The sequence below is a fragment of the Luteibacter sp. P1_D3 genome, from assembly GCF_056406135.1.
The window spans coordinates 28,644-52,968 of sequence record NZ_JBFUAT010000004.1 but is presented as its reverse complement, the minus strand read 5'-3'; the positions used below and the strand labels follow the sequence as shown (position 1 = coordinate 52,968).

Sequence of the window (24,325 nt, the reverse complement as noted above, 5' to 3'; positions counted from 1 at the left end):
TGCCCGCCTTTACGACGCGTGGCGTCGGCGGGGCGTGTCAGCCGTGGACGATCCGGCGGCCGGCTTGGCGCCGGCGAGCTTCACCTTCGCCCCATCGGTCAGGCGATCCATGCCGTCGGTCACCACGGTCTGCCCGGCCATCAGGCCCGCTGCGATCACGGTGAGCTTGCCGTCGCTGGGACCCAGGGTCACCTTGTGCACCGACACGGTCTGGTCGGCGTTGACCAGATAGACGAAGTCGCCGGGGGCACCACTCTGCACCGCCGGCGTGGGCACCAGCACGGCCTGCTTCAGCGTATCGACCAGCAGGCGTACGTTGACGAACTCGTTCGGATACAGCGCTTCGTCATCGTTGTCGAAGGTGGCGCGCAGCGTGACCGTGCCGGTCGCCGTGGCCATCTGGTTACCCAGTGCATAGAGCTTGCCGGTGGCGATCTGGCGGCTGTTGTCGCTGCTGAAGGCGGTGACGGCGAGCGTCGTATCCGCCGTGCCGAAACGCTTGAGCACATTGGCCAGCGAGTTCTGCGGCACGGTGAACTGCACGGTCGTCGGCTTCATCGTGGTGATGGTGACGATGCCGGGTGAGGTGGACTGCGTGACATAGTTGCCCGGATCGACCAAACGCAGGCCCACGCGGCCGGATACCGGCGCGACGATGTGGCAGTAAGCAAGGTCGAGGTCGAACTGGGCGATGTTCGCCTCATCCGCCTTCACCGCAGCTTCGTCCTGCTGCACGGTGAATTTCTGGTCGGCGAAGGTCTGTTCGGCGATCGACTTCTGCTCGTTCAACGTGGTGAAGCGAACGAGATCGGCGCGAGCCTGCGCGAGCGCCGCCTTGTCTTTCGCCATCTGCGCTTCGGCCTGGCGCTTGTCGATCTCGTACTGGCGCGGATCGATCTGGGCCAGGAACTGGCCTTTCTCGACATCCTGGCCTTCCTTGTAACCGACGTCGGTGAGGTAGCCGCTGAGCTGCGGCAGCACGTTCACTGTGGCCACCGGGGTCACCGTTCCGAGCTCATTGAGTATCTCGGGCATGTCGCCGAGCGTCGCCTTGGCCGCGCTGACCAACTGCGGGGGCGTGACGGGCTTCTTCTTGCCGGAACCGCTGATGACGTGGAACAGCACCAGGGCGATGATCACGATAGCGACAAGCGAGACGATCAGCAGACGCCGTCCCTTGTGAGGCGGACGCTGGGCTTGTATCGCATCACTCATGAATCGATCTCCTGGGTTATCCGTTAAGGCTAGGCAACAGGAACGCACGAGGTGCGAATACGTTTAACGACTCCGGGAGCCGTTTAACCTACGCTCATCCCTGCGACTTCGTAGGATTTCACGACGTAAACCCCTGCGACGCCCAACCGTTTTCATCATCAGCCCTCCTTCCCTACGGTGTCGTGATGAACACGCTGCGTTCTATCTCCCTTGCCTTGCTCATGACCGTCGGTGCCGCCACCGGCACATCCACCGCCTCCGCCCAGGTCTACGTCGACGAAGGCGTCGACATCGGTCCGGAGCCCGGCTGTCCCTACGGTTACTACGATTACGCACCCTACCCGTGCGCACCGTACGGCTACTACGGCGCCGAATGGTTCGCCGGCGGCATCTTCATTGGTGCCGGCCCGTGGTTCCGCGGCCCACGCGGCTTCCGCGGCCACGTCGATCCGCGCTTCGATCCGCGTCGTGGCTATGCCCGTCCCCTGCCCCAGGTGCACGAACGCCCGGCGCCGGGCACGCGCTTCGACCGTATCCCCGACTTCCACGGTGACGAGTGGCACGACGGCCGTGGTGGTGCGGAACGCGGCGGTGATCACGGCGACGGCCACCGCTGAGGAACGACCCACTTTCCGCCTCAAGTTCCTGCGATTCCCGCCGTTATCGAGGGGTTGAAACAGGGACACGAGGCGGAAGGATGACAATATCTTCATCGAGTGCATGGGGCCTGGCTGTCGCATCGACGCCCGTGCGCAACAGCACGGCGGCGATACCACCGGTAGCGCCGACCGGCTCATCGTCCGGCGCGTCGGCAGCGTCTGCCGTCGCACCCGCACCTTCGGTCATTGTTTCCTTAAGCGGCGCGACCACCGGCCCCGTTCCGATCGTCTACGGCCTGCCACCGATCAAGGCCGCACCGGTATGGCAGGATGCGACCCTCGCCATCAAGACGGCGAGCGGACGTAGCGTCACGCTTTCGCTGAAGGACGACGGCAGCGTCGGCATCACCACCGATGGCGACGCGGCACTGGGCGATGCCGAGACGGCCGCCGTCGCGAAGCTGTCGACAGCGTTCAAGAGCGCACTGGAGGGCATGGCCTCCGCACCGCCCCGGCTGGATCTCACCGGACTCGCGCAGGTCGACACCAGCATCCTTTCGTCGGTACATCTCACCGCGCAGGCCGTGAGCGACAACCAGGCCATCCAGACGATCGACTTCAACGCCGACGCCACAACGCGCGCAGTGAAGATCGACGGACTGGCCGGAAAGATCGATGTCAGCGTGGACCTCAGCTCGCCGGCCATCGCGGGAAGCAAGACGCAGCAGGCGTCCGCGATCGCCAATATGCTGAAGCAGTTCGATCAGGCCGCGTCGCGCGGTCACGCGAATCCCGCCTTGATGTCGATGTTCAAGGACGCATTCACCCAGATGAGCGCGCCGGGTGGGCTCGACACACCGAGCCTCACGCGATCGTCTTCGTGGCTCAACGACACCGACCACGCTTTATTGAGCGGACTGGCGGATTTCACGGCATCGATCACGCAGACGGCCACCGCGCCGAATCCCTATCGATCGAACGAGCACGACGCTTTCTCGTTCCAGGCATCGCAGCGTACGCAGGTATCGGGCCGCAACGCCGCCGAGCGCGGCATGTCCCAGGTCACGACGACGCTGCTCCATGCGAGCTTCCACTCGGCGCTGTCACCCGATGCCACGCTCAACCTGACCGACGATCCCAAGTCGCAGAATTACTACTTCACGCAGATCGCCGACGATGCACAGAGCAACCTCAGCATCGGCTACCGGAAGGGTCAGCTTGTCAAAGCCAGCCTCACCCAGACAGCGAACCAGAGCACCGAGCGTTTGAAATACGTCATGGGCCAGAAGGTCGAAGACGTAACGACGCCACTGAGGAAGTCACAACAGCGCGATCTGCTGCCCCTGCTGCAGGACATGGAAAGGCACCCGCCGCAAACGACCCGGGAACGCGACGCGCGTACCCGCGATCTCGCCAGCCTTCACGACAGCGTCCTGCTGCGAACCGACCCGGTCGCCCTCGCCTAACCCGGGCGGGGCATCTCGAAAGAGATGTCTAGAGGGCTATACATTCGAAATAAGTTTCGATATAACTGGGTTGCGTGCTGCGACGCAGCATGTTTTGTCACATTAGGGATGTAGCCGGCGCTAGACCGGCTACCGGCACCCACGACCCGGCTCTCGCCGGCGTCAGGGTCGCGCCTCTGGGGGATCTACCGTCGTTTTCATGTCATGCCCGGCCCTGCGGCAGCAGCGACCGTGTGCGCTTACGCCTGAAAGAAAGTTCGAGGAGAGCGTCGTTCATGTCCAGCAAGACACCCCGTATCCAGCATGCCCTCGCAGTCGCCCTCGCCCTGGCCCTCAGTTCCGGCGCCCTCGCGCAGTCCACCACCGGCAGCCTGTTCGGCCAGGCGCCCGCCGCGGCGGGTGAGACGGTCACGGTGACCAGTGACACCGGCCTGAGCCGTGATGTCCCGGTCGACGAGCGAGGTCGCTACTCGGCAGGCCAGTTACCCCTGGGCACGTACACCGTCAGCCTGAAGGTCGGCGGAAAGGTCGTGGACACCCGACAGAACATCACGCTCAAGGTCGGCGCCGGCACCGAGGTGTCGTTCGTCCCATCCTCCGCGCAATCGATGGAGGGCATCACGGTGTCCGCCGCGGCGTTGCCGGGCATCGACGTCTCCACCGTGGATTCGCGCACCGTGGTCACCTCCGAGCAGCTGGCGCGCTTGCCGCTGGGTCGAAACTCCGAAGCCATCGCGTTGCTTGCGCCCGGCGTCGTCAACAACGGCGGCAGCTTCAAGGGCCCGACCGGAAACTCCCTGGTGAGCTTCGGCGGCTCCGCCGCGAGTGAGAACGCCTACTACGTCAACGGCTTTTCCACGACGGATCCCCTGCGCGGCTTCGGCGGCCTGTCCCTGCCCTATGGCGCGATCGACCAGCAGGAGGTCTATACCGGCGGCTACAGCGCACAGTACGGCCGCTCGGATGGCGGCGTGATCAACGTGGTCGGCAAGCGCGGCACCAATGAATGGCATTTCGGCACCCAGGTGCTCTGGGAGCCCAGCTTTGCCCGGGCCGATCAGCGCAACCGCTATTTCGAGAATGGCCTGCCGGCGTCGCCCAAGGCCGGCCAGTTGTACTCCCCGGACTCGAAGGACGCCTTCAGCAGCACGACGGTCAGCGCCTACGCGGGCGGACCGTTGATCAAGGACAAACTCTTCATCTTCCTCGCGGGCGAATACGAGCGGCAGCAAGGCAATACCGTGAACCCGGTGAGCGGCTTCACCAGCACCAAGCCTTATGTCGACTACCGTTACAACGAGCCGCGCTGGTACGGCAAACTCGACTGGAACATCACCGACAGCAACCTCCTCGAGGTCACTGGCGCCTCCGACAAGTACGAAACCTCGGGCACCGTCTACGGTTACGACTACCAGACGCGCACGCGCCAGGACCGGATCGGCGGTGACGACAACATCAAGACCGGAGGCGACCTCTGGACGGCCAAATACACCGGTTACATCACCGATGACCTCACGGTCACCGCGCAATACGGCAAGCTGAAAAGCGACGACTACGACGCACCGGCCGGCTACGCGCCCGATATCACGTATGTGGACGGGCTGACCAACCAGAATCCCGCGCTGAACGGCGGCGCGCCCCGCGGCAACAACCAGACCGTCGCCAGCCTGAGTCCAGCCGGGCGTGGCAACCGCACCACCAATACCCGCATCGACATCACTTACAAGATCGGCGACCACACGATCACGGCGGGCATGGACAACCAGACGGCGAAGGCGATCGACCAGGGCACGATCACCTCGGGCCCCGGCGGGTATTCGTGGACCTATGGCCAGGGTGACCCGAATACACCGATCTCCACCGGCCTGGGCGTACCTGCCACCGGCGGCTTTCCGAACGGCGCCCAGGGCTACTACGTCATCCAGAATATCAACAGCAGCCTGGCCACCGTGCGCTCGACACAGCGCGCGCAGTACATCGAAGACAAATGGCAGATCAACGATCGCTGGCTGCTCTCGGTCGGCGTGCGTAACGACCAGTTCGAGAACTTCAACAGCGACGGCGATCCCTTCGTCACCCAGCACAAGCCGCAGTGGGCGCCGCGCCTGGGCGCGAGCTGGGACGTGAACGGCGACGCGACCTTCAAGGTCTATGCGAATGCGGGTCGCTACTACCTCGGCCTGCCCTTGAACCCGGCGCTCAATGCGGCCGGCGGTGCACTGACCACCTCGCAGTACTTCACCTATGGCGGCATCGCCGGCGATGGCACCCCGACCGGCCTGCTCTCCATTTCCCCGCCCGTCGCCGCCAACAATACCTTCGGCCAGCTGCCCGATCCGTCCACCGTGACCACCAAGGGCTTGAAGTCCGAATACCAGGATGAGTTCATCCTCGGCTTCACCAAGACCCTCGGCAGCAAGTGGGTTTACGGTGCGAAGGCCACACAGCGCATCCTGCGCAATGCCATCGATGACTACTGCGACATCGACCTCGTGCTGGCCAAGGCGCAGTCGCTCGGCTACGACGTGACCACCTCGAGCAACCCGGTCAGCTGCTGGTTGTTCAACCCCGGCAAGGCGAACACCTTCAACCTCGTCGATACCTCAGGGAACCACGTCAGCGTGCCGCTGACCAACCAGGAATTCGGATTCGACCGTTTGAAGCGTCGTTATTACGCGCTCGAATCGTTCCTGGAACATCCCTTCGACGGCACCTGGTACGCACGGGCCACGTACGTTTTCTCGCGAAGCTACGGCAACACCGAAGGCCAGCTGCGCTCGGACCTGTATCGCGAATCGCGCGGTACCGGACAGACGGCCGTGTCGACCACCCAGGACTGGGACAACTCATACATCATGGTCAACACCAACGGTCCGCAGAACAACGACCACAAGCATCAACTGAAGGTCTTCGGCTACTACCAGATCACTCCCGAGTGGCTGGTCAGCGGCAACCTCAGCGTGATCTCCGGCGCACCCAAGCCCTGCCTTGGCTACTTCGGCCCGGATCGCGAAGATCCGGCCGGCTACGGCAACAGCTACCACTTCTGCAACGGCCTGCCGTCGCCGCCGGGAAGCCACGGTCGCCTGCCCTGGGTGCGCCAGATCGACCTGGGCGCGACCTATCGTCCGGCATTCGCCGATTCGAAGCTCGCCTTCAACGCGAACATCTTCAACGTGTTCAACGAGCAGCGCGTGGTGGGGATTTACCCGAACGGCGAATCCAGCCCGAACCTGGCCAATCCGCTCTACGGAACGCCGACGGCACGGCAGCTGCCGCGCTACCTGCGGCTCAGTGCGAATTACGACTTCTGACGCAAGCGCCCTATCGCCGGTAAATCGGCTCCTACACGAGGCGCACATCACGCGTCGTCGTCGGGGGCCTCGAAGGGGACGTCGTCATCGCGTGCGCCGTCACTGGAATAGGTCTCGTCTGCGGTTTCGTCGTCGGCATCGCGTTTAGGCGATGCCGGCTTGGGCACGTACTCCGCGGGCGCATCGCCGCGACTTTTGCGCAGGTCGTCGATGATGCGTTGGTTGATACTCTGGAACGGGCTGTTCATCGTCGGCCTCTAGGGCGTTTCATCAATGTCGCGGTGTTCGCGGCGGGACGTGCTCGGTCTCAGCGATCACCGAATCGGGCGCGGCGACGGCCTTGCGACCGCGCAACTGCCTGGCGGTAAGTGGCAGGCATTCGCCTTTCTCGTTGATCTCGCGAATCGCGCAAGCGGCCGGATGCTCGGCCGCGGCGACGTCGTATGCCTCGAGGATCGAGCGCCTGGCCTCGAGGTAGGACGGTCGATCCTTGGAAATCGTGGACATGGCTCGCTACTCCCCGGACATCAACGACGGGCGCCGCTGAAGGCGAGGCTGCGCCCGTTACCGTTACCTCCCCGTTAGCCGCGTGGGTACACCGCGTGGACGACGTATTCCCTGGCCTCATCACGTAATGGCAGGCTGTCGCCATCGTCGGATACGCCGTCAAGCAACAGACCCGGCGACTCCCCTTCGCGCGCAGGACGGAGATCGATCACATACGTCGATGCACCGAAGCGGTAGCGCAGGCTGTAGCCCGCCCACGAGGCCGGGACACACGGACGGATCCTCAATCGCCCTTCCTCGAGACTCAGGCCCAGCAACGCTTCGATCAGCAAGCGGTACATCCAGCCCGCCGAGCCCGTGTACCAGCTCCAGCCACCACGGCCCACGTGCGGCGGCACGGAATACACGTCCGCGGCGAGCACGTAAGGCTCGATCTTGTACCGCTGGATGGCCTCTGCGTCGCCGGTATGGCTGCCCGGGTTAATCATCCTGGCCAGTTCCCAGGCACGGTCGTGCTTGCCCATGTGCGCGAAGGCCATCGCGGCCCAGACCGCGGCGTGGGTGTACTGGCCGCCGTTCTCGCGCACGCCTGGCACGTATCCTTTGATGTACCCCGGATCCATCGCCGAATGATCGAACGGCGGGTCGAGCAGGCGGATCAGGCCGGCGTCTTCCTGCACCAGATGACTGTCCAGCGACGCCATGGCCTGCGTCCGGCGTTCGTCGCCGGCGACGTCCGAGAGCACCGACCAGCTTTGCGCGATCGCATCGATCCGGCACTCGTCGTTGCTCGACGAACCCAGCGGCGTCCCGTTGTCGAACCAGGCACGCCGGTACCAGTTGCCATCCCAGGCGTGGGTTTCCAGCGCGACGGCGAGCTTGGCCACCTCGGCCGTGCAGCGCTCAGCGAACGCGACATCGCCACGCGAACGCGCCGTCACCGAGAACTCCCGCAGCACGTGGACCAGGAAGAAGCCGAGCCATACACTCTCGCCGCGGCCCTCCTCGCCCACCTTGTTCATGCCGTCGTTCCAGTCACCGCTACCCATGAGCGGCAGGCCGTAGCGACCACKCGGCATGGAATGTTCGATGGCCCGGACGCAGTGGTCGTAGAGGCTCGCGCGGATCCCCGAGGGACGCGGCAGGTCGTAGTAGGACTCTTCCCCGGGTCGCAACGGACGGCCTTCGAGATACTCGATCGATTCGTCCAGCACGCCGGTGTCCATGCTCGCATGCACATAGCGGCTGGTCGCAAGTGGTAGCCACAGGTAATCGTCCGAGCAACCCGTACGCACACCACGCTCGATCGGCGGGTGCCACCAGTGCAGCACATCGCCTTCGACAAACTGGTGCGCCGCGCAGAGCAACAGCTGTGCCCGCGCCATGGCCGGTGCCGCATGTTGCGTGGCCATGGAATCCTGCAACTGGTCGCGGAACCCGACGGCACCGCCGGACTGGTAGTAGCCGCTACGCGCCCACAGGCGACTGGCGATCGTCTGGTACAGGAGCCAACCGTTGGCCATGGTGTCCATCGCCGGCTCCGGCGTCCTGGCCTGCACCACACCGAGAACGTCGCGCCAGTGCGAGCGGACCCCATCCAGCGCCTTCGCGGCCGCGCCGTCCTGACGGAAGCGCTGCACCAGGTTGCGCGCCTCACCTTCGTTGCCCCCCATGCCCAGGCGGACGACCACCTCGCGCGATTCGCCCGGTTCCAGCTGGAAGACGACACGCAACGCACCGCAGGGATCCAGGCCGGCGCCGACACGGTTGCTCCAGGCGTGGCGACGCATCGCCAGCGGTGAATCCATCCGGCCATTGCGACCGAGGAACTCGGTACGGTCGCCGCCGACCGAACGTTCGCGGTCGTTTACGTCGAAGAACGCGACGCGGCCCGGGAAGTCGCTGTTGTAGGCATTGCGGGCAAACAGCGCGCCGGTGCTCGGGTCTACTTCGGTGACCACGTGCATGGCGCTCTTTTCGCGGACATCGCCCAGCAGCCACTCCACGTAGGCCGTCAGCGAAAGGCGGCGCGCCTCACTGCCCTTGTTGGTCAGGGTGACGACCTGGAACTTTACCGGCGCATCCAGCGCAACGAAGGTTTCCATGCGCGAGTGCACGCCGTCATCCTCGTGCTCGAAGATGCTGTAGCCGAAGCCATGCCGTGTCGTGTACGTGCCGCTGCCGCGCATGGGCAACGGCGTCGGCGACCAGGCACGACCCGTGGCCTCGTCGCGCAGGTAGAGGGCTTCGCCGCTGGCGTCCTCGACCGGGTCGTTCTGCCACGGCGTCAGGCGACAACCGTGCGCATTCTCAGCCCAGGTATAGCCGCCGCCGCTTTCGGAAACGACGCTGCCGAAGGACGGGTTCGCCAGCACATTGCACCAGGGTGCGGGCGTCTCGGCGCCCGGCTCGAGCACGATGACGTATTCGCTCCCGTCGGCCGAGAAGGCGCCGGTCGGTGGCTTCGCAGCGGCCATCGCGGGGCGCGGCAGGCGCGGCCACGCCGCCGGTTCCGCGGCGGGCGGACGCGACTCCAGGCGATGACGCTCCATCTGCTCGGCAAGCGAGCCCAGGCTGTCGACCACGACGATGCGCGCACTGGCCTCCATCACCAACCGATCCTCGTAGGAGAGCGGCTGCGCGGCGCGGATGAAGACGCCACCCGGACGGTCGAGCAGGTTCGATTCCGTACCGGACGCCAGCAACCCGGTGAGTGCGTCATGCAGCACCTGCCGGTAACCGGTGCTGTCCTCGTTCCAGATGACCAGATCCACCGCGAGGCCGCGCAGCCGCCAGTAGGCCGCCGCACGGACCAGGTCGCGCGCCACGTCGAGGCGCGCGATATCGCCGATGCGCAGCAACACGATCGGCAGGTCGCCGGAGACGGCCTGTCCCCACAGTCCCGATTGCCCACGCGTGTTCGCCGCGATGAGCGTGGGTTCGGCACGCAGGGCGAGGTTCGGATAGACGACCGACGTGGCCATATGCTCGTAGAGCTGGGCATCCGCCAGTGTGTTGTTGGCCTGGCGCAGGGACACCTGGCTGTGCGTCCATGCAAGATCGAACACGCGATCGGACAGATGGCGATCGCGGTACTTTTCGATCAGGCGCATGCAGCCGTCGCGGTTGTCCGCCACGCCGGTCACGAAGTCCAGCGTCGCCGTCTGTTCCGGATCCAGCGTGATGCGAACCCGTATTGCCACGATGGGATCGAGCACCGCGCCTGCCGTATTCGACAATGACTCGATGCCGGCATCGAGCGCCTCCGGTTGGGCCGTGCTGCGTCCGCGCCCGAGAAAACGGGAGCGATCGGTTTCATAGGAAATCGCATCCACGTCGGCATCGTGTACGGCGACCAGGTGGCACATCCACGGCGGCTGCTCGTCGGCCGAGCGCGGGCGGCGGGCGCACAGCAGCGCCTGCATCGAAGCCACGATCTCCGTGGTGACGAAGAGTTTGCTGAAAGCGGGATGCGCCATGTCGCCGTTCGGATCGGTCAGCACGACTTCGGCGTAACTGGTCAGCTCGATGGTGCGTCGTGTGCGCCCGCGGTTGGTGACACGGGTGCGGCGCAACTCGATATCGTCCTCGGGCGACACCACGATTTCGGTGTGCGTCTCGAAGCCACGTTGGCGCACACGGAACTCCGCCCGGGATTCGGAGAAGATCGCTTCGAACAGCTCCGTACGGCGCGCGACAGGCTGGTAGGCCGTGCTCCACACATCGCCGGACTCCGGATCGCGCAGGTAGCAGAACATGCCGTGGTTATCGCGCGTGATGTCTTCGCGCCAGCGGGTCACTGCCATGGCGTCGCGACGACTGTACCCGCCGCCGGCACTGCTCACCATGACGTGATAGCGACCATTGGAGAGCAGCTGGACAGCAGGGCGCGGGCGGTCCGGGTCGGTGAACAGGCGCAGGCGCGCCTCCGGTGTCGACGGTGCGGTCGCATCGTCACCCAGCCCGGCCGTATGCAGGTACTCCGACGCACTACGCGGCACGCGCTCCTGCAACAGCAGCGTCGTGGCCATGACATGCGGGTCCGACTCGAAGCGCCGTTGCATGGGCTGGCCGAGCAGCAGGTGGTCGATCGACAGCAGCGACATGCCCTGGTGATGAGCCATGAACGATTGCACCACCACGGCATCCTGTCCTGGCGGCACGCGCGACGGTGTGTAGTCGACCGCTTCGTACAGACCAAAGCGACCGGCCAGCCCGGCTTCCGTGAGTCGGCGCAGGTTGCTGGTGGCGGCAGCCGGCGCGACCATCAGCGCAAGCACGGTCGCATACGGCGCGACCACTAGATCGTCGCCCAGGCCACGCTTGAGCCCGAGCCCGGGCACGCCGAAGGCGCGGTATTGATACGTCAGGTGCGCATCGACGGCGTTGTATCCGGACTCCGATACACCCCACGGCAAGCCGCGCTGCTTACCGTATTCGATCTGCCTGGCCACGGCAGCACGACAGGTCTGGTCGAGCAGACTTCCTTCGTAGGTCGGCATCACCAGCATCGGCATCAGGTACTCGAACATCGAGCCCGTCCACGACAGCAGCACGGGTGATCCCCCCGTGGTGGTCAGCAGGCGACCGAGTGAGAACCAGCTTTCCTGCGGAATCTGGCCCTGCGCGATGGCGACGAAGGTGGTCAATCGCGCCTCGGAAGCCAGCAGATCGTAGAACGAGGCATCGAGCATGCGGCGCTCGATGTCGTAGCCGATCGACATCAGATGCCGGTTGTCGTCGTAAAGGAAACCGTGATCCATCTCGGCCAGTTCCCCTGCCAGCGCGGCGAGACGAACGAGCGCATCGATGCGGGCGATAGCGGTGGCGCTGCCGATCTGCCGCAGGGTGGGAATGCCATCCGCCTGCCCTGCACTGCCCTGCCACTGCGTCGCCTCCGACTTCAGGTCGTCACACTGGGCCGTGAGCAGCGCGAGCCAGAAAACCGCATCGTCGGAGGCTTCGCGCGCGAGTGGCGGCGTCACCTCATGCAGCCGATCGGACTGGCGGGTGGCGAAAGCGAGCACGGCATCCGTGGAACGAGGTGGCGAATCCATCGTGGCTAGCAACTCGCTGGACCAGGCCACCAGGCCTGCGCGGTCACCGCTGTCGACGTGCTCGATCAGGACGCCGAGCGTATCGCGCAGGCCCTCGATCGTTGCCGCCCGGAAAACGGGTTCGTCCGGCATCGCCAGCAAGCCGCGCTGCAGCGTCAGCAGATGGCCGGCGAGATTGCCGCTGTCCACACTGGACACGTATAGCGGACGCAATGGCGCGAGCGTTTGAGTGTCGTACCAATTGTAGAAATGTCCGCGATAGCGCTCGAGAGAATGCATCGTTGCCAGGGTGGCGGCGGTGCGCGTGATGACGCCGCCGAGACCGAGGTAGCCGAAGTCGTAGGCGGCCACGCTCGCCAGCAGACCCAAGCCCATGTTCGTAGGCGACGTGCGCCGCGCAACACGAAGCTCGGGCGCCATCTGGACATTGTCCGGTGCCAGCCAGTGGTCGTCCGGCCCAATGTAGGTCTCGAAGAATGCCCAGGTGCGACGGGCCAGTTGGCGAAGGAAGCTTCGGTCCGCCGTGCTCGGCACGAATACCTGGCTGATATCGGGACGGCTCACCCACCAGGCGAATACAGGCGACACGAACCAGAGGAAGAGCACCGGGAGGGCGATGGCGAGCACCATCGGCCGGTCGATCGCGAGCAGGATGCACAGCACGATCGCCACGGCAGGGCCGGCCCAGAGCGCACGCCAGGGCACGCCATGTTTACCCCGCCCACTCCGCTCGACTTCGCTGGATGAGCGCCACTGCAGCAGATGACGATGACTGAACACGATGCGCCACAGCGAACGGGCGATCGCGTCGATGCCGACCCAGGCTTCGTGGGGCAACCAGGCCATCGAAAATACCAACCGTATCGCATGCTGCACGGTCGCGACGAGCGAGGCCTGTGCATGCTGTCGCCAGCCGATATCGCGCGGCTTGCGCGCGGCTTCCATGAGAGCCTGCAACAGCACCGGCACGAAGGCCATCGACAACACGGCGAGCGTCCAGGTCAGGACCGGGTCGACCCACAACCAACCGGCCACCAGCAAGGCGAGCGCGGCGGGGGCGACGACACTGCGCCGCAAGTTGTCGAAGATCTTCCAGCGCGACAACGGACTGAGGTCGTTGCGCCGCCAGCCGTCGCGCGTCGGCACCGTGGGCAAGAGCCAGGGCAGAAGCTGCCAGTCGCCGCGCATCCAGCGATGCCGCCGGATGCTGTCGTCCACATAGCGTTCGGGATTTTCCTCGAACACGAGCACATCGGTGAGCAGCGCCGTGCGTGCGAAACAGCCTTCGATCAGGTCGTGGCTGAGCACGCGTTCGTCGCGCAGGCGGCCGGCCAGCGCATGTTCGAACGCATCGACGTCATAGATACCCTTGCCGATGAACGACCCTTCGTGGAAGAGATCCTGGTACACATCGGACACGGCGCGGGTATACGGATCGATGCCAGCATCGGCACCGTAGAGGCGCGCATAGTCCGAACGCGCCTGCGCCGGCAGGCCGATGCCGACGCGCGGCTGCATGATGCCGTAGCCCGCCACCACCAGGCCTCGCGCCTCGTCGAACACCGGACGATTCAACGGATGATCCATCGCGGCGACCAACAAGTGCGCCGTATCGCGCGGCAACTGCGTATCGGTGTCCAGCGTGATGACATAGCGCACCGGCGGCAGGCTGCCGATACGGCCGACGACCAGTGCAAAGCGTTCCGCGCCCTCGCCCCGAAGCAAGCCGTTCAACGCCGCGAGCTTACCGCGCTTGCGATCCGCACCGATCCAGCGCCGTTCGGTCTCGCTCCACTCGCGCGGACGATGGAACAGGTAGAAGCGATCGGTGGCCGGCGAGGGATATTTCGCGTTGAGCGCATCGATGCGTTCGCTCGCACGCGCCAGGATCGCCGCATCGCCCGGCTCTGACGCCGCGTCCGCGTCCATGAAATCGGTGAGCAGCGCAAAGTGCAGCGCCTCGTCGCGATTGGCGAGGAAGCGCACTTCGAGCGCTTCGGCCACGTCGTCCACATCGTCCGTACTGCCGAGCAGGGTCGGCACCGCCACCATGGTTCGTGCTTCCGCCGGGATGCCTTTGGCGTAATCCATGCGCGGCAGGTGATCGGGCCTGGTGACCAATACAGCGACCAGGTTGAGCAGGCTCAGGGTCAGCTGGCTGGCCACGATCAGGGCGCCGAAAGCCAGCGCTGCCCGGGCCCAGCCCGACGCAGGAGCGAGCGTCGCGCTTTCGGCCAGACCAGTGGTCAGGCCGGCTAGAACCAGCAGGAACGCGCTGAATGAAAACGCGAAAGGCGCCCGGTCGAACATACGACGGCAACGGGAGGGGAACGATCGCCGTGTGCGTAGGCGGCGCTCGAGCGCAGGCAAACCCGGGCCGACCAGGTGATAGCCGATGTGCGTGATCGCGCCGTCCCTGGGTTCCCCAGGCTCCGGGCAGCTCGCGGCGAGGGCGGCGCGTGCGGTAGCCACTTCGCCCAGTTGCCCGGCGCGCGCGAGACGCTCGACGGCATGCCGATAGCGATCGCGGCTGGCGAAGTCCATCGCCGGATAAATCCCCGCAGGATCTTCGCGCAGGCAGGCTTCGACCAGGCTGGCGTGTTCGACGAAGTCACGCCAGTCGACGGTGACCAGCGCGCGCAGGCTGCCGATGCTGTTACCGACGGAGACCTGATGCGCGGCCTGCTGCTGCGACTCCATCTGCACGAGGTAGTCGATACTTCGGCCGGATTCGGCAAGGCGCTGCTCGATCCAGCCCAGCGGCATGGCGAGCGCGGGACCCTGCCCCTGCAGGCGGCGCACCAGTTCGGCGACGAAAGGCGCACTCATCACCGGCGAAGAGCGGGCCATGTCGGCGACGACCAGCACCACGTTCTTCGGATCCTCCGCCGCCATTCGCGTCATCGCGTCGGCCCACCGTGTCGCGCGACGACGCCTGGCCTTGTCGAGCATCACGCGCGCGGCGATGCGCCGAAGGTTCTCGATCAGCGCGAGGCGCAGCATGATCGGTATCGCCCATAGCTCGCCCAGCTTCAACGGCACAATGGACTGATAGGCCTGGAGGAATCGCGCCAGTCCGGCGGCATCGATGCGACCGTCGCCGTGCGAGATCACTTCGAGGGCGATGTCGTACACGCGTGGCAAGCCACGCGACGGCCCGTCTTCCAGTTGCACCAGCTCGCGGCTGTAGCCCTTGGGGAAGTCCTTGTTGGCGATACGGATGTGTTCTTCGATCAGGTAGAGGTTGTCGAGCAACCACTCCCCGGCCGGCGTCGTGCCGGCACCTCGCCGGCTTGCCGCCATCAGCGCACGGCAAGCCTCGAGGATGACCCGTTCGTTATCGGCCAGCCTGGGCAGCAGCCAGTCCGCCGAGGGTCGCGTGGCCACGTCGTGACGCCTCGCGAGCACCAGCCCGTGCGCTTCCATCTGGTCTGCGTTAAAAAGTTCCGCCCGCAGTGCGGGCTCACGCTCCGGACCCGGAGCGTCATGAAGTCGTGCGCGCCTGAACAGCTCTATATCCTGCCCCTTGGGGGTGATGGGATTCGTTTCGCACCGGCCGAGTCTACGCTCTCCGCTAGCGTGCCGTACGGAAGGTGAGGTTCAGGCGAAGCATGCCGGTCAGTGGATGATGAGACGCCTTCAACGGCATCACGCCGTGGTAGTTCATGCGCGACGGACCGCCCCAGACGACTACATCGCCGTGGACCAGGGGAATCTTCAGTGGTGTGACGCCCTTGCCCTGCCCGCCGAACTGGAACACGGCGGGCACGCCCAGGGACACGGACACGATGGGCTCGGAATCCCGCCTTTCGTTGCGGTCCTGGTGCATGGTCAGTCGCGAGCCGGTGTCGTAGCGGTTGACCAGGCAGGCATCCGGCACGAAGCCGGGGAAACCGGCCTCGGCAGCGGCATCCGCGGCCAGGCGCATGAACAGGTCGGGCATCGCTGGCCAGGGCTGGCCGGTTTCGGGGTCGATCGCGGCGTAACGGTAACCGCGCCGATCGCTCACCCAGCCAACGGTGCCGCAATTGGTCATCGCCACGCTCATGGTGTGCCCACCGGGCGTCACCAGGTGCCGGAACGGCGAGACCGCTGCCAGAGCGTGGATCGCCTCGACCAATCGGCCACCGTCGCCCAGCGCGAACGCGCGCAGCACCATCGCGCCAGGGCCGAGGGATTCGTTACGACGCTCGATGGCGGGGCTATCGGCGAAAAGATCCGCAGTCATGCCGCCATTATCCCCGTTTCGTAGTACGTAGTTCTACGCATGCTCCCCGCGCGGCGAATGCCTAACGTCTGCAGGACGTCCGCTCATCCGCCATGGAGTTTCCCATGTCCGACTGGAACCGTACCCGCCGAGCCCTCGCCGTGCTGCTTCCCGCCGGCATCCTTGGCGCCTCCACCCTGCTCGGATCGGCGCAGGCGACCGTCCTGCCGGCCTCGCGCGTCGCCTCGGATCCCGACGATGTCACGCTCAACGTGGCCGATCGCCTCGCCGCCATTCGCGAAGGCGTCGCCGGACAAGCCGCGGACACGAGTCCGGTGCGCGGCACCGCCTATCCGCTTCTCGCCTGGATGAACTTCGGCGGCTTCGGCTGGCGCAATGGCGGCTGGCGAAACGGTGGCTGGCGGAACTGGGGCAACGGGTGGCACAACTGGGGTAACGGCTGGCATAACTGGGGCAATGGCGGCTGGCACAATTTCTGGCACAACTGGTGAGCCTGGCGGCCATGCGCGAGGAACCGGGTCGCCCGTGCGTCGATACCGTGGTTTTGCAGCCCACGCCGTTCTGCAACATCGCGTGTCGCTACTGCTATCTGCCAAGCCGCAGCGACGCCTCGAAGATGTCGCTGGAAACGGTGCGCGCGGTGTTTACCGCCGTGTTCGACTCAGGCTGGTCCCATCCCTGGCTCACCGTGATCTGGCATGCCGGGGAGCCGCTGGTAATGCCCGTGGCGTACTACGAAGAGGCCTTTTCCCTTATCGCCTCGCTGACCCCGCCCGGTATCGAGGTGCGCCACGCCATCCAGACCAACGGCATGCTGATCGATGCCACCTGGTGCGCCCTCTTCCGCCGCTGGGAGGTAGGCATCGGCGTGAGCATCGACGGCCCCCGTGAGATCCACGACGCCAATCGCGTGACCCGGCACGGCCGTGGGACCTTCGACAAGACTGTTGCCGGTATCCGCTGCCTGATAGCCGAAGACATTCCCTTCCACGTGATTTCGGTGCTGTCGACCCGGGCACTGCAGGCACCGGACGAGATGCTCGCGTTCTATCGGGACACCGGGATCACCGACGTGTGCTTCAACGTCGAGGAGTCCGAAGGCGACCACGTCTCCGAACTGTTCGCCGATGGCGGCGCGGAAGCCCGCTTTCGCCAGTTCCTCGGTCACTTCTGGCGAAAATCGCGGGAGACCGCGGGCATCCGCTTCCTGCGTGAGATCGACAGCATGCTCACGCGCATCCTGCGGCCTGACGAAGCCGCCTGCGATAACTCGCAGGTGCAGCCCTTCGGCATGATCAACGTCGACTGCCACGGCGACGTATCGAGCTTCTCGCCCGAGCTGCTGGGACTGAAGAACGCCGACTACGGCGACTTCATCGTCGGCAACATCCACACCGACTCGCTCGACGACATGCGCCGGAGTGAGGCCATGCGTGCCATGCATCGCGATATTGCTGCCGGCGTCGCCGCCTGCCGGGCCGAGTGTGCGTATTTCTCCGTCTGCGGCGGTGGATCGCCGATCAACAAGCTGACCGAGAACGGCAGCTTCGCCACGACCCGGACCGCGTTCTGCGACCTGGTTCAGAAGGTACCCACGGACCTGATCCTCGACGCGCTGGACCGGCTCGAGACAGTCCTCGACGACGACATGCTGGTGAGGAGCGCGTCATGAATGCAAAGACTCAGCTCGTGCTTTTAATCGCCGTGAGTGGCCTCTGGCTGGCACCGCACGGCCGGGCCCTCGGCCAGAGTGCCAGCGCCGAGACGTCGAAAGGAGCCCCTCCACCTTCCACCGAATCGCCGATGACCGAGCAGGAGGCCGCCGACGAGGCGGTCAAACCCGTATTCAAGGTCAGCAGCGTCGAACTGATGCGCAGCCGTCACGCCCCCGAGCTCGATATCGTCCGCGTCCGCGGCCTGAGCAGCACCGAGAACTGGAGCGACCCGCAGCTCGTTGCCATCTCGCGAGGCCCCTCGGCCGACGGCATGCTCGACCTGCTCTTCGTCGCCCGTGCCCCGGACGATGCGTCCAACGCGACCAAGTTCGGGCCCATGGAAGCCATCTTCGTGATCGAACCGGGGCATCCCTACAAAGGCATCCGCGTGCGCAGCGCGACAAACACGGTGAAGCTCGCGCAGCTTCCGGGCTATGCCGAAGCACAGGGGCGCGAGGTGGATTGCTCCGGTTGCGTAGGCAAGACCTATGTACCCAAGGGAGGCTCGGCCGGTGGCAAGGATGCGGTACGTGAGGAAGACCTTCCAGCCAGCACCCGTGTGCTGCACGAAAACGACGGCATCCGGACGCTGGACACCGATCCGAACCGTTTGACCCTGATCCTCGGGCCGAACGACCGGATCGTGCAGGCGTTCTGGGACTAACAATGAAACCTTCGTACCGATGCGAGTGGACATTGCGTGGCCTCAGGTGCCTGAGGCCTGCAGTGCGGTGACGACACGCCGGGCCACATCCTCCTCGGGTAGCTTTCGTCCATAGTGGTCGAGGTAGACGCCGTTGGCGCCGACGAGGAACAGCACCGTCGAATGGTCCATAAGGTATCCGCCATCGACCGGCACTTTCTTGGCATAGACGTGGTACTCCTCGGTGACCGCGTCGATCTGCGCCTTCGTGCCTGTCAAGCCGACGACGTCCTTGCCGAAGGCCCTGACATAGGCTTGCAACCGCGAAGGCGTGTCCCGTTCCGGGTCGATGGTGACGAAGACCGGCGTGACCGCCTTGCCGCTGGCCTGGTGTACGGCCGCGGCAATCTTTACCATTTTCGTCAGGTCCACCGGGCACACGTCCGGGCACGAGGTGTAGCCAAAGTAGAGAAGCAGCGGCCGCCCGGCGAACGATGCCTGTGTCACGGCATGGCCATCCTGGTCGGTCAACTGGAAAGGCCCACCGACGACCGGACCGGTCCCGTGGCTCGATATCGGCAACCACCCGAGCGCAGCGAACAGGATCGCAAGACGGCGCATCAGAACGATCCATTCAGTGTGATCGACACACCGAGCAAGCCCGACGTCTGGCCACCCTGACGTGACCTTCCGCCCGACAGGGCGACGTCGACCAGGCCGGTCACGTGGTAGACCATGCTCGCCTCGGTGAGATACTCATTGCTGTCCGGCCCGCCGCTGGGCGAGATTTTCTTGTTCGTATGCGTCAGGCCATAGGCGAAGCGGCCGGCATCGAGGGTGAGCGAGGTCGTCAGGTACCTGGTATCGAAGCCCGGCACGCCGTTCTCGTTGTGCACTTTCACGTATTCGACGAAGGGCACCAGGTCCATGTAGCGACCGGCGAGCGTCGGGCCGAGCTCGGTCGTCGCCACGAAGGGGATCATGTAGCGCACGGAGGCGGCGCGCATCTGTTCGTTGGCCGCGGTGGGCGATGCGGCGGAGACATCGCCCTTGTGATTGCTCATGTAACCCACCTGCACTTCGAGGAACGGAATGGCGGCGGGCGAACGCCAGTTGACCACGACCGCGGCGTTGTTGAGCTTGCCGGTATTGGTCGCACCGCCGCCGGCGCGACGCGCCTGCTGCGACGGGCGCAGGAAGGAACGACTGAGCACGGACGTATCGGCTGCGTACGCGCTGAGGCTCGGCGCGATGGTGCCCCAGTTGTCCGTGTAAAAGCGGTACTCGTACGTCCCACCGTTCATGCCACCCAGCGCGTAAGGCGCGACGAAGTCCGACGTGTAAAGGCCGGGCGCTGCATCCTGCGCGCGACCGAACGGCACGTCGAACTTGCCCAGGCGAAACGACGAGACATAGCCCTGGTGATACCAGTTCACATCCGTGATGTTCAGGCCGGTGCCACCGAGCCAGCGACGCTCGCCGGGACGCGTATCGGTGACCGGACTGATCTCGGTCCCCACCCAGACCTCGTCGATCGTGGTCAGGCGGAAATGCACCGCCGTCGTGATATCGAAGTAGCCGTTGGTGGTGACCGTATGTGGCTGGTGTGGGACATCGAGGCTGCTGAAGTCGTACTGGATCGCCGTGCTGTAATCCATGCCGAGGCCGGGATAACGGCCGTTACTGGCCTGCGCGGGGCCCACGAGTGCGAGGGCGGCGAGGATTCCCGTGCAGGCGGCGCGCCGGTTCACGGCTTTCTCTCGGGCATCGAGCCGAGCGGACGGCTCGCGTTCGCCGACGGCGTGAGCGGGTTCCCACCGGTGTTCCGCAGGTAGACGCACATCTGGTTGTCACCGTAGATGCCGCCCAGCGGCTCGAGCTTGACCGCCTGCTCGTATTCCTCGGGACGCACGACCTGGATGACCTGCATCATGCCGCCGTCTTCATGCTCCATGATGTGACAGTGATAGACGAATTTGCCCAGGATCACCGGGTCGGTGAAGGGAATCAGTACCGTGGTCGAGCCCAGCGCGGGAATGAACACGTTGTCGCGATAGCCGATGAAGTCGACGTCCTTGCCGTTGATCTTCGTCACCTGGAAATCGAGCTGGTGGATGTGGAACTGATGCAGTTCCTGACTCGGGTTGACCAGGGTCCACTCCTCGACATCGCCCAGCTTCACGGTGGTGTCCACGCGGCCGATGTCGAACTGCCGGCCGTTGATGAAGAAGGCATTGGGATCGGAATCGGAATCCTGGAAGACGAAGCGTCGCCGGTGCGCCGGCGTGACCTTGCGCAGGTCGGCGACGACCGGATAAGGGCTAGTGATCGTGACCGTCTTCATCGGCTCGCCTGACGAGACGAGCGTGCCCAGCACAGCACCGGCATACGTATCGCCGGCGGGACCGGTATTGGCCGACCCCAGCTTCAGCGGATAGGAGCCGGGGGCGGGACCGGTCACCAGGATGCTCACCCGCGCCGACGGGCCGATAAGCATCTCCTCGACACCGACCGGCTTGACCACGGTGTCGGCGTCCTGGGAGATCACCTGCATGTGCACGCCGTCGATGCGGATGCGGAAGTACTGGTTCGCGGCGATGTTGAACAGATGCCAGAGCTGGGTCTCGCCGGGACGGATGCGGATGGTCGGCTGGAACTGGCCGTTGATCGTGCGGATGGACGGCGCGCCGGTGACGATTTCGCTGGCCAACGATCCGGTGAAGGTCTTCTGGAAGTTGCGCAGGACCAGCGCGCGCTCGCGCACGGCTTTCAGTTCCGGGAACTGGTCGGTGAGGCCGTCGACCAGGATCGGTCCGGCGAGTCCACCGGATACCTGGTGCTCGGCGCCATCGTGGAAATGGCTGTGGTACCAGTACGGCCCCGGCGAATGATCGTCGGGCAGGCGCAGGACATACTGCCCCTTCTCGTGCGGACCGGTGGTGCGGAAGATACTGTCGCCATCGTCGAGCGGCGACACCTGCATGCCATGGAAATGCAGGTTGGTCATCTCATCCATGCGATTGTCGAGCGTGAGCCGGATCGTTCCGCCGGGACGCGTGCGAATCAGTGGTGCATCGTAGTCGTCGTTGAAGACCAGCGAGGTGTAAGGCGTGTTGCCGACCAGGATCTTCGATCGCGCGGCCACCAGGGTCACCGTGGTCACCCCGTTGGCGTCGTAGGTGAACGCATGCGGCGGGCGCAGATCGTCCGACGGCGGATCGGCCCACGCCGTGCCGGCAAAACAGGCCAGCGCGGCCAGGGCGACCGCGCGGAAGGGCCTTCGCCTGGTCATCCGTTCAACGCCGCTCGTTCTCGTTGGCGACGTCCGCGGCCAGGCGCAGCTCATCGTTGGCCTGTTCGAGAAGTCGCTTCGCGTTTGCCGCATGTCCGCCGAGACGAGAGTCGTTCATCTCCTGGGCGTTGCTCACCAGGTGCCACGCCTGCACGATGTTTTCCTGGGCCTGGCGCAGATTGCCGTGCCGGTTTCCGATATCGACCATGGGCCCCTGCTGGGCCTGCGTCGCACAGCCGAAGGCCAGCGCGCCGCCGAGGGCGACACCCCACAGAATCACCTTTCTCATCGCGGAACTCCCCATGCCCGGGCAGACGCCGACGCAGGATACGTTGGCTCCCCTTCCCTCCATGGTGTCGTTCAGGGCGACAACGGTCTTTCGGATACGCATGACCGTTATCCGATTCGAACGGAAGGCATGCCTCGCCATTCGTCCTATACCGTCCTTTTGTCCTAAGTAAATTTTCGGCTCACCGTGGGACGCGACAGGCGTAACGTCTTATCCATACGTGAGACCGGTGGGTCCCAAAGCGGAGGACGGCAACGTGCGCCTGGACGAGACCTCATACGCGCACACTCGTGACCTGACCACGACCGCTGTTCACCTCGAAGCCTCCTGGCATGTTCCACCCACCCTCGCCCGGACCGCATCGGACGTGGTGGCCACCCGCTGGATCGATCGGCGGGGCCCGGGCACACAGACGGCGGTCACCCCGCAGGATCACTATGTGGTGCGCGTCTTCCTGAGCGCGACCTCGATGCGGCTGCATGCAGACGGGCAGCCCCTTGTCAGTGGCGCGCTGGCCGCGGGAAGTGTGCACGTCAGCCTGCCGGGACAGGCGCTGACGATGTCGCTCGATGGCCCCGGCGACACCCTCCAGTGGTACCTGCCCGTGCCCTTCGTCCACGATGCCGCCAGGGCGATGGACTGCGTCGCGCTGCTCGATGGACAGGGCTTCGCCGGCATGTACCGTGACGGCGCGATCGAACAGCTCGCCTTCGCCCTCCTCGCCGCCAACGCGGGATCGTGCATACCGGGAACGGCCGGGCATTTTGCCACCGCGGTGCTCAGTCGCCTCTTTCAGCTCGCCAGCGAACCCGCCGTCACGTCGCTCGATCCGGTGAAGCTGGCGATACCGCGCTGGCGCATGCAACGCGTGGATGCGTACATCCACGAGCACCTCGGTGATCCGATCAGCCTCGCGGCCATCGCGGCGGCCGCGGGACTTTCACCCATGCATTTCGCCGCTCGCTTCCGCATAGCCACCGGGCAGCGGCCGCATCACTACATCCTGCGCGCGCGCATCGAGCATGCAAAGGCTTTGCTGGCATCCTCGGAACGGCCCGTCGTGGATGTGGCCGGCGACACCGGCTTTCGCACGCAAGCCCACTTCACCACCATCTTCAAACGCCTCACCGGCGCCACCCCGTGCGCCTGGCGCCGCGAACGCGCCCTGGCAGGCAGCGCTTCGGTAGGAGCCGATTCATCGGCGAATGGGTGCTTGCGATAACCTGGCTCTCTGTGGGAGCCGATTCATCGGCGAATGGGTGCTTGCGATAACCTGGCCCGCTGCCGCGGGATCGCCGATGAATCGGCTCCTACCAGTGGCCGGCGGAATTGGCTCAGCTCGCCGGATGCGCAACGCCCGGCGCTGCCGACACCAAACCGATCAACTCAGACACGCCGAGCCACAAGATCTGCAAACCAATGCAGAATATGAAGAACGCGAACAGCCGCATCACCACCTGCGTGCCCGCCGTACCCAGGCGGCGCTCGATCCGTTCGGCATAACGCATGCACAGGTAAATGCTTGCGGTGATGATCACCAGGGCGATGAAGACGGCGGCAAAATGGATGATCGTGGGCCCCTGGCGAGGCGATCCCGTGCCCAGCGCGATCGCGACCGCGATCGAGCCCGGCCCCACGGTGAGCGGCAGCGTCAACGGGTAGAAGGTGGGGTCGCGCCGCCCGTGGTGGTGATCGACCGCGGCGGCCTCATTGTCCTGCTCTTCCTCGACATCGTCAGGCGCATCGAGCAGGCGCCAGCCGGCCATCGCCACGACCAGGCCACCGGCGACACGCAGCACCGGGATCGAGATGCCGAAGAAGCCGAGCACATAGGCACCGACGAGTAGGGATGCAAGCAGGAGCGCAAAGCTGTTCACGGCCACCCGGCGTGCCATGTCCGCGCGCTCCGCGTCCGTGGCATGAGGCACGATGCTGATCGCCATGAACGCGGATGCCGGCGGATTCACAATGGGAAAAAGACTCGCCACGATCAGCAGCAC

At 65.3% G+C, this 24,325-nt stretch carries 17 protein-coding genes; 7 read left to right on the top strand and 10 right to left on the bottom strand.

The window, feature by feature from the left end:
• Positions 1–9: 9 nt before the first annotated feature.
• A complete protein-coding gene (locus AC1DYM_RS04445) occupies positions 10–1,215 on the bottom strand; it encodes an efflux RND transporter periplasmic adaptor subunit (RefSeq protein WP_477336329.1) in 1,206 nt (401 codons plus the stop codon).
• A 185-nt stretch (positions 1,216–1,400) separates the two neighbouring features.
• On the opposite strand from AC1DYM_RS04445, the gene AC1DYM_RS04440 reads away from it, so the two are divergent.
• From AC1DYM_RS04440 to AC1DYM_RS04430, 3 genes are all read left to right on the top strand, one after another.
• A complete protein-coding gene (locus AC1DYM_RS04440) occupies positions 1,401–1,832 on the top strand; it encodes a hypothetical protein (protein ID WP_477336327.1) in 432 nt (143 codons plus the stop codon).
• A gap of 80 nt (positions 1,833–1,912) precedes the next feature.
• Positions 1,913–3,280 carry a hypothetical protein gene (locus AC1DYM_RS04435; protein WP_477336325.1) on the top strand — a complete coding sequence of 456 codons (1,368 nt, stop codon included), beginning with the start codon at positions 1,913–1,915 and terminating at the stop codon, positions 3,278–3,280.
• 275 nt (positions 3,281–3,555) lie between these two features.
• The gene (locus AC1DYM_RS04430; RefSeq protein WP_477336323.1) at positions 3,556–6,594 is read left to right on the top strand and encodes a TonB-dependent receptor; all 3,039 of its coding nucleotides are present in this window, start codon (positions 3,556–3,558) and stop codon (positions 6,592–6,594) included.
• A 47-nt stretch (positions 6,595–6,641) separates the two neighbouring features.
• On the opposite strand, the gene AC1DYM_RS04425 is transcribed toward AC1DYM_RS04430, so the two are convergent.
• The 4 genes from AC1DYM_RS04425 to alkB form a co-directional block, all read right to left on the bottom strand.
• Positions 6,642–6,842: a hypothetical protein gene (locus tag AC1DYM_RS04425; RefSeq protein ID WP_477336321.1), complete on the bottom strand. Its 201-nt coding sequence runs from the start codon at positions 6,840–6,842 to the stop codon at positions 6,642–6,644.
• A gap of 22 nt (positions 6,843–6,864) precedes the next feature.
• Positions 6,865–7,101, bottom strand: a complete 237-nt coding sequence (locus AC1DYM_RS04420; protein WP_477336319.1) for a hypothetical protein — start codon at positions 7,099–7,101, stop codon at positions 6,865–6,867.
• A 74-nt stretch (positions 7,102–7,175) separates the two neighbouring features.
• Positions 7,176–15,584, bottom strand: a complete 8,409-nt coding sequence (locus AC1DYM_RS04415; RefSeq protein WP_477336317.1) for a GH36-type glycosyl hydrolase domain-containing protein — start codon at positions 15,582–15,584, stop codon at positions 7,176–7,178.
• A 148-nt stretch (positions 15,585–15,732) separates the two neighbouring features.
• Positions 15,733–16,386, bottom strand: coding sequence for a DNA oxidative demethylase AlkB (gene alkB / locus AC1DYM_RS04410; protein WP_477336315.1), 654 nt, complete (start codon positions 16,384–16,386; stop codon positions 15,733–15,735).
• A gap of 104 nt (positions 16,387–16,490) precedes the next feature.
• Here alkB and grrA point away from each other — a divergent pair, with 104 nt between their 5' ends.
• The 3 genes from grrA to AC1DYM_RS04395 are packed head-to-tail and all read left to right on the top strand — an operon-like array spanning position 16,491 to position 18,765.
• Entirely contained in the window at positions 16,491–16,877 is a 387-nt protein-coding gene (gene grrA, locus AC1DYM_RS04405; RefSeq protein WP_477336313.1) for a GrrA/OscA1 family cyclophane-containing rSAM-modified RiPP, read from the top strand.
• On the top strand, positions 16,874–18,058 hold the full coding sequence (gene grrM / locus AC1DYM_RS04400) for a cyclophane-forming radical SAM/SPASM peptide maturase GrrM/OscB (RefSeq protein ID WP_477336311.1): 1,185 nt from the start codon (positions 16,874–16,876) through the stop codon (positions 18,056–18,058). The genes grrA and grrM overlap by 4 nt, the downstream gene beginning before the upstream one ends.
• Positions 18,055–18,765, top strand: coding sequence for a hypothetical protein (locus tag AC1DYM_RS04395; protein WP_477336309.1), 711 nt, complete (start codon positions 18,055–18,057; stop codon positions 18,763–18,765). The genes grrM and AC1DYM_RS04395 overlap by 4 nt, the downstream gene beginning before the upstream one ends.
• A gap of 42 nt (positions 18,766–18,807) precedes the next feature.
• Here the strand turns inward: AC1DYM_RS04395 and AC1DYM_RS04390 are convergent, their stop codons facing one another.
• The 4 genes from AC1DYM_RS04390 to AC1DYM_RS04375 are packed head-to-tail and all read right to left on the bottom strand — an operon-like array spanning position 18,808 to position 22,325.
• Positions 18,808–19,365: an SCO family protein gene (locus AC1DYM_RS04390; protein ID WP_477336307.1), complete on the bottom strand. Its 558-nt coding sequence runs from the start codon at positions 19,363–19,365 to the stop codon at positions 18,808–18,810.
• Positions 19,365–20,495 (bottom strand): hypothetical protein, encoded by a 1,131-nt coding sequence (locus tag AC1DYM_RS04385; RefSeq protein WP_477336305.1) that lies wholly within the window; start codon positions 20,493–20,495, stop codon positions 19,365–19,367. Before AC1DYM_RS04385 ends, AC1DYM_RS04390 begins: the two co-directional genes overlap by 1 nt.
• Positions 20,492–22,036 carry a multicopper oxidase family protein gene (locus tag AC1DYM_RS04380; protein WP_477336303.1) on the bottom strand — a complete coding sequence of 515 codons (1,545 nt, stop codon included), beginning with the start codon at positions 22,034–22,036 and terminating at the stop codon, positions 20,492–20,494. Before AC1DYM_RS04380 ends, AC1DYM_RS04385 begins: the two co-directional genes overlap by 4 nt.
• 4 nt (positions 22,037–22,040) lie before the next feature.
• On the bottom strand, positions 22,041–22,325 hold the full coding sequence (locus AC1DYM_RS04375; protein WP_477336301.1) for a hypothetical protein: 285 nt from the start codon (positions 22,323–22,325) through the stop codon (positions 22,041–22,043).
• A gap of 229 nt (positions 22,326–22,554) precedes the next feature.
• On the opposite strand from AC1DYM_RS04375, the gene AC1DYM_RS04370 reads away from it, so the two are divergent.
• On the top strand, positions 22,555–23,547 hold the full coding sequence (locus tag AC1DYM_RS04370) for a helix-turn-helix domain-containing protein (RefSeq protein WP_477336299.1): 993 nt from the start codon (positions 22,555–22,557) through the stop codon (positions 23,545–23,547).
• Positions 23,548–23,659: 112 nt separating this feature from the next.
• Here AC1DYM_RS04370 and AC1DYM_RS04365 read toward each other — a convergent pair whose 3' ends face one another.
• Positions 23,660–24,325 (bottom strand): MarC family protein, encoded by a 666-nt coding sequence (locus tag AC1DYM_RS04365; protein ID WP_477336297.1) that lies wholly within the window; start codon positions 24,323–24,325, stop codon positions 23,660–23,662.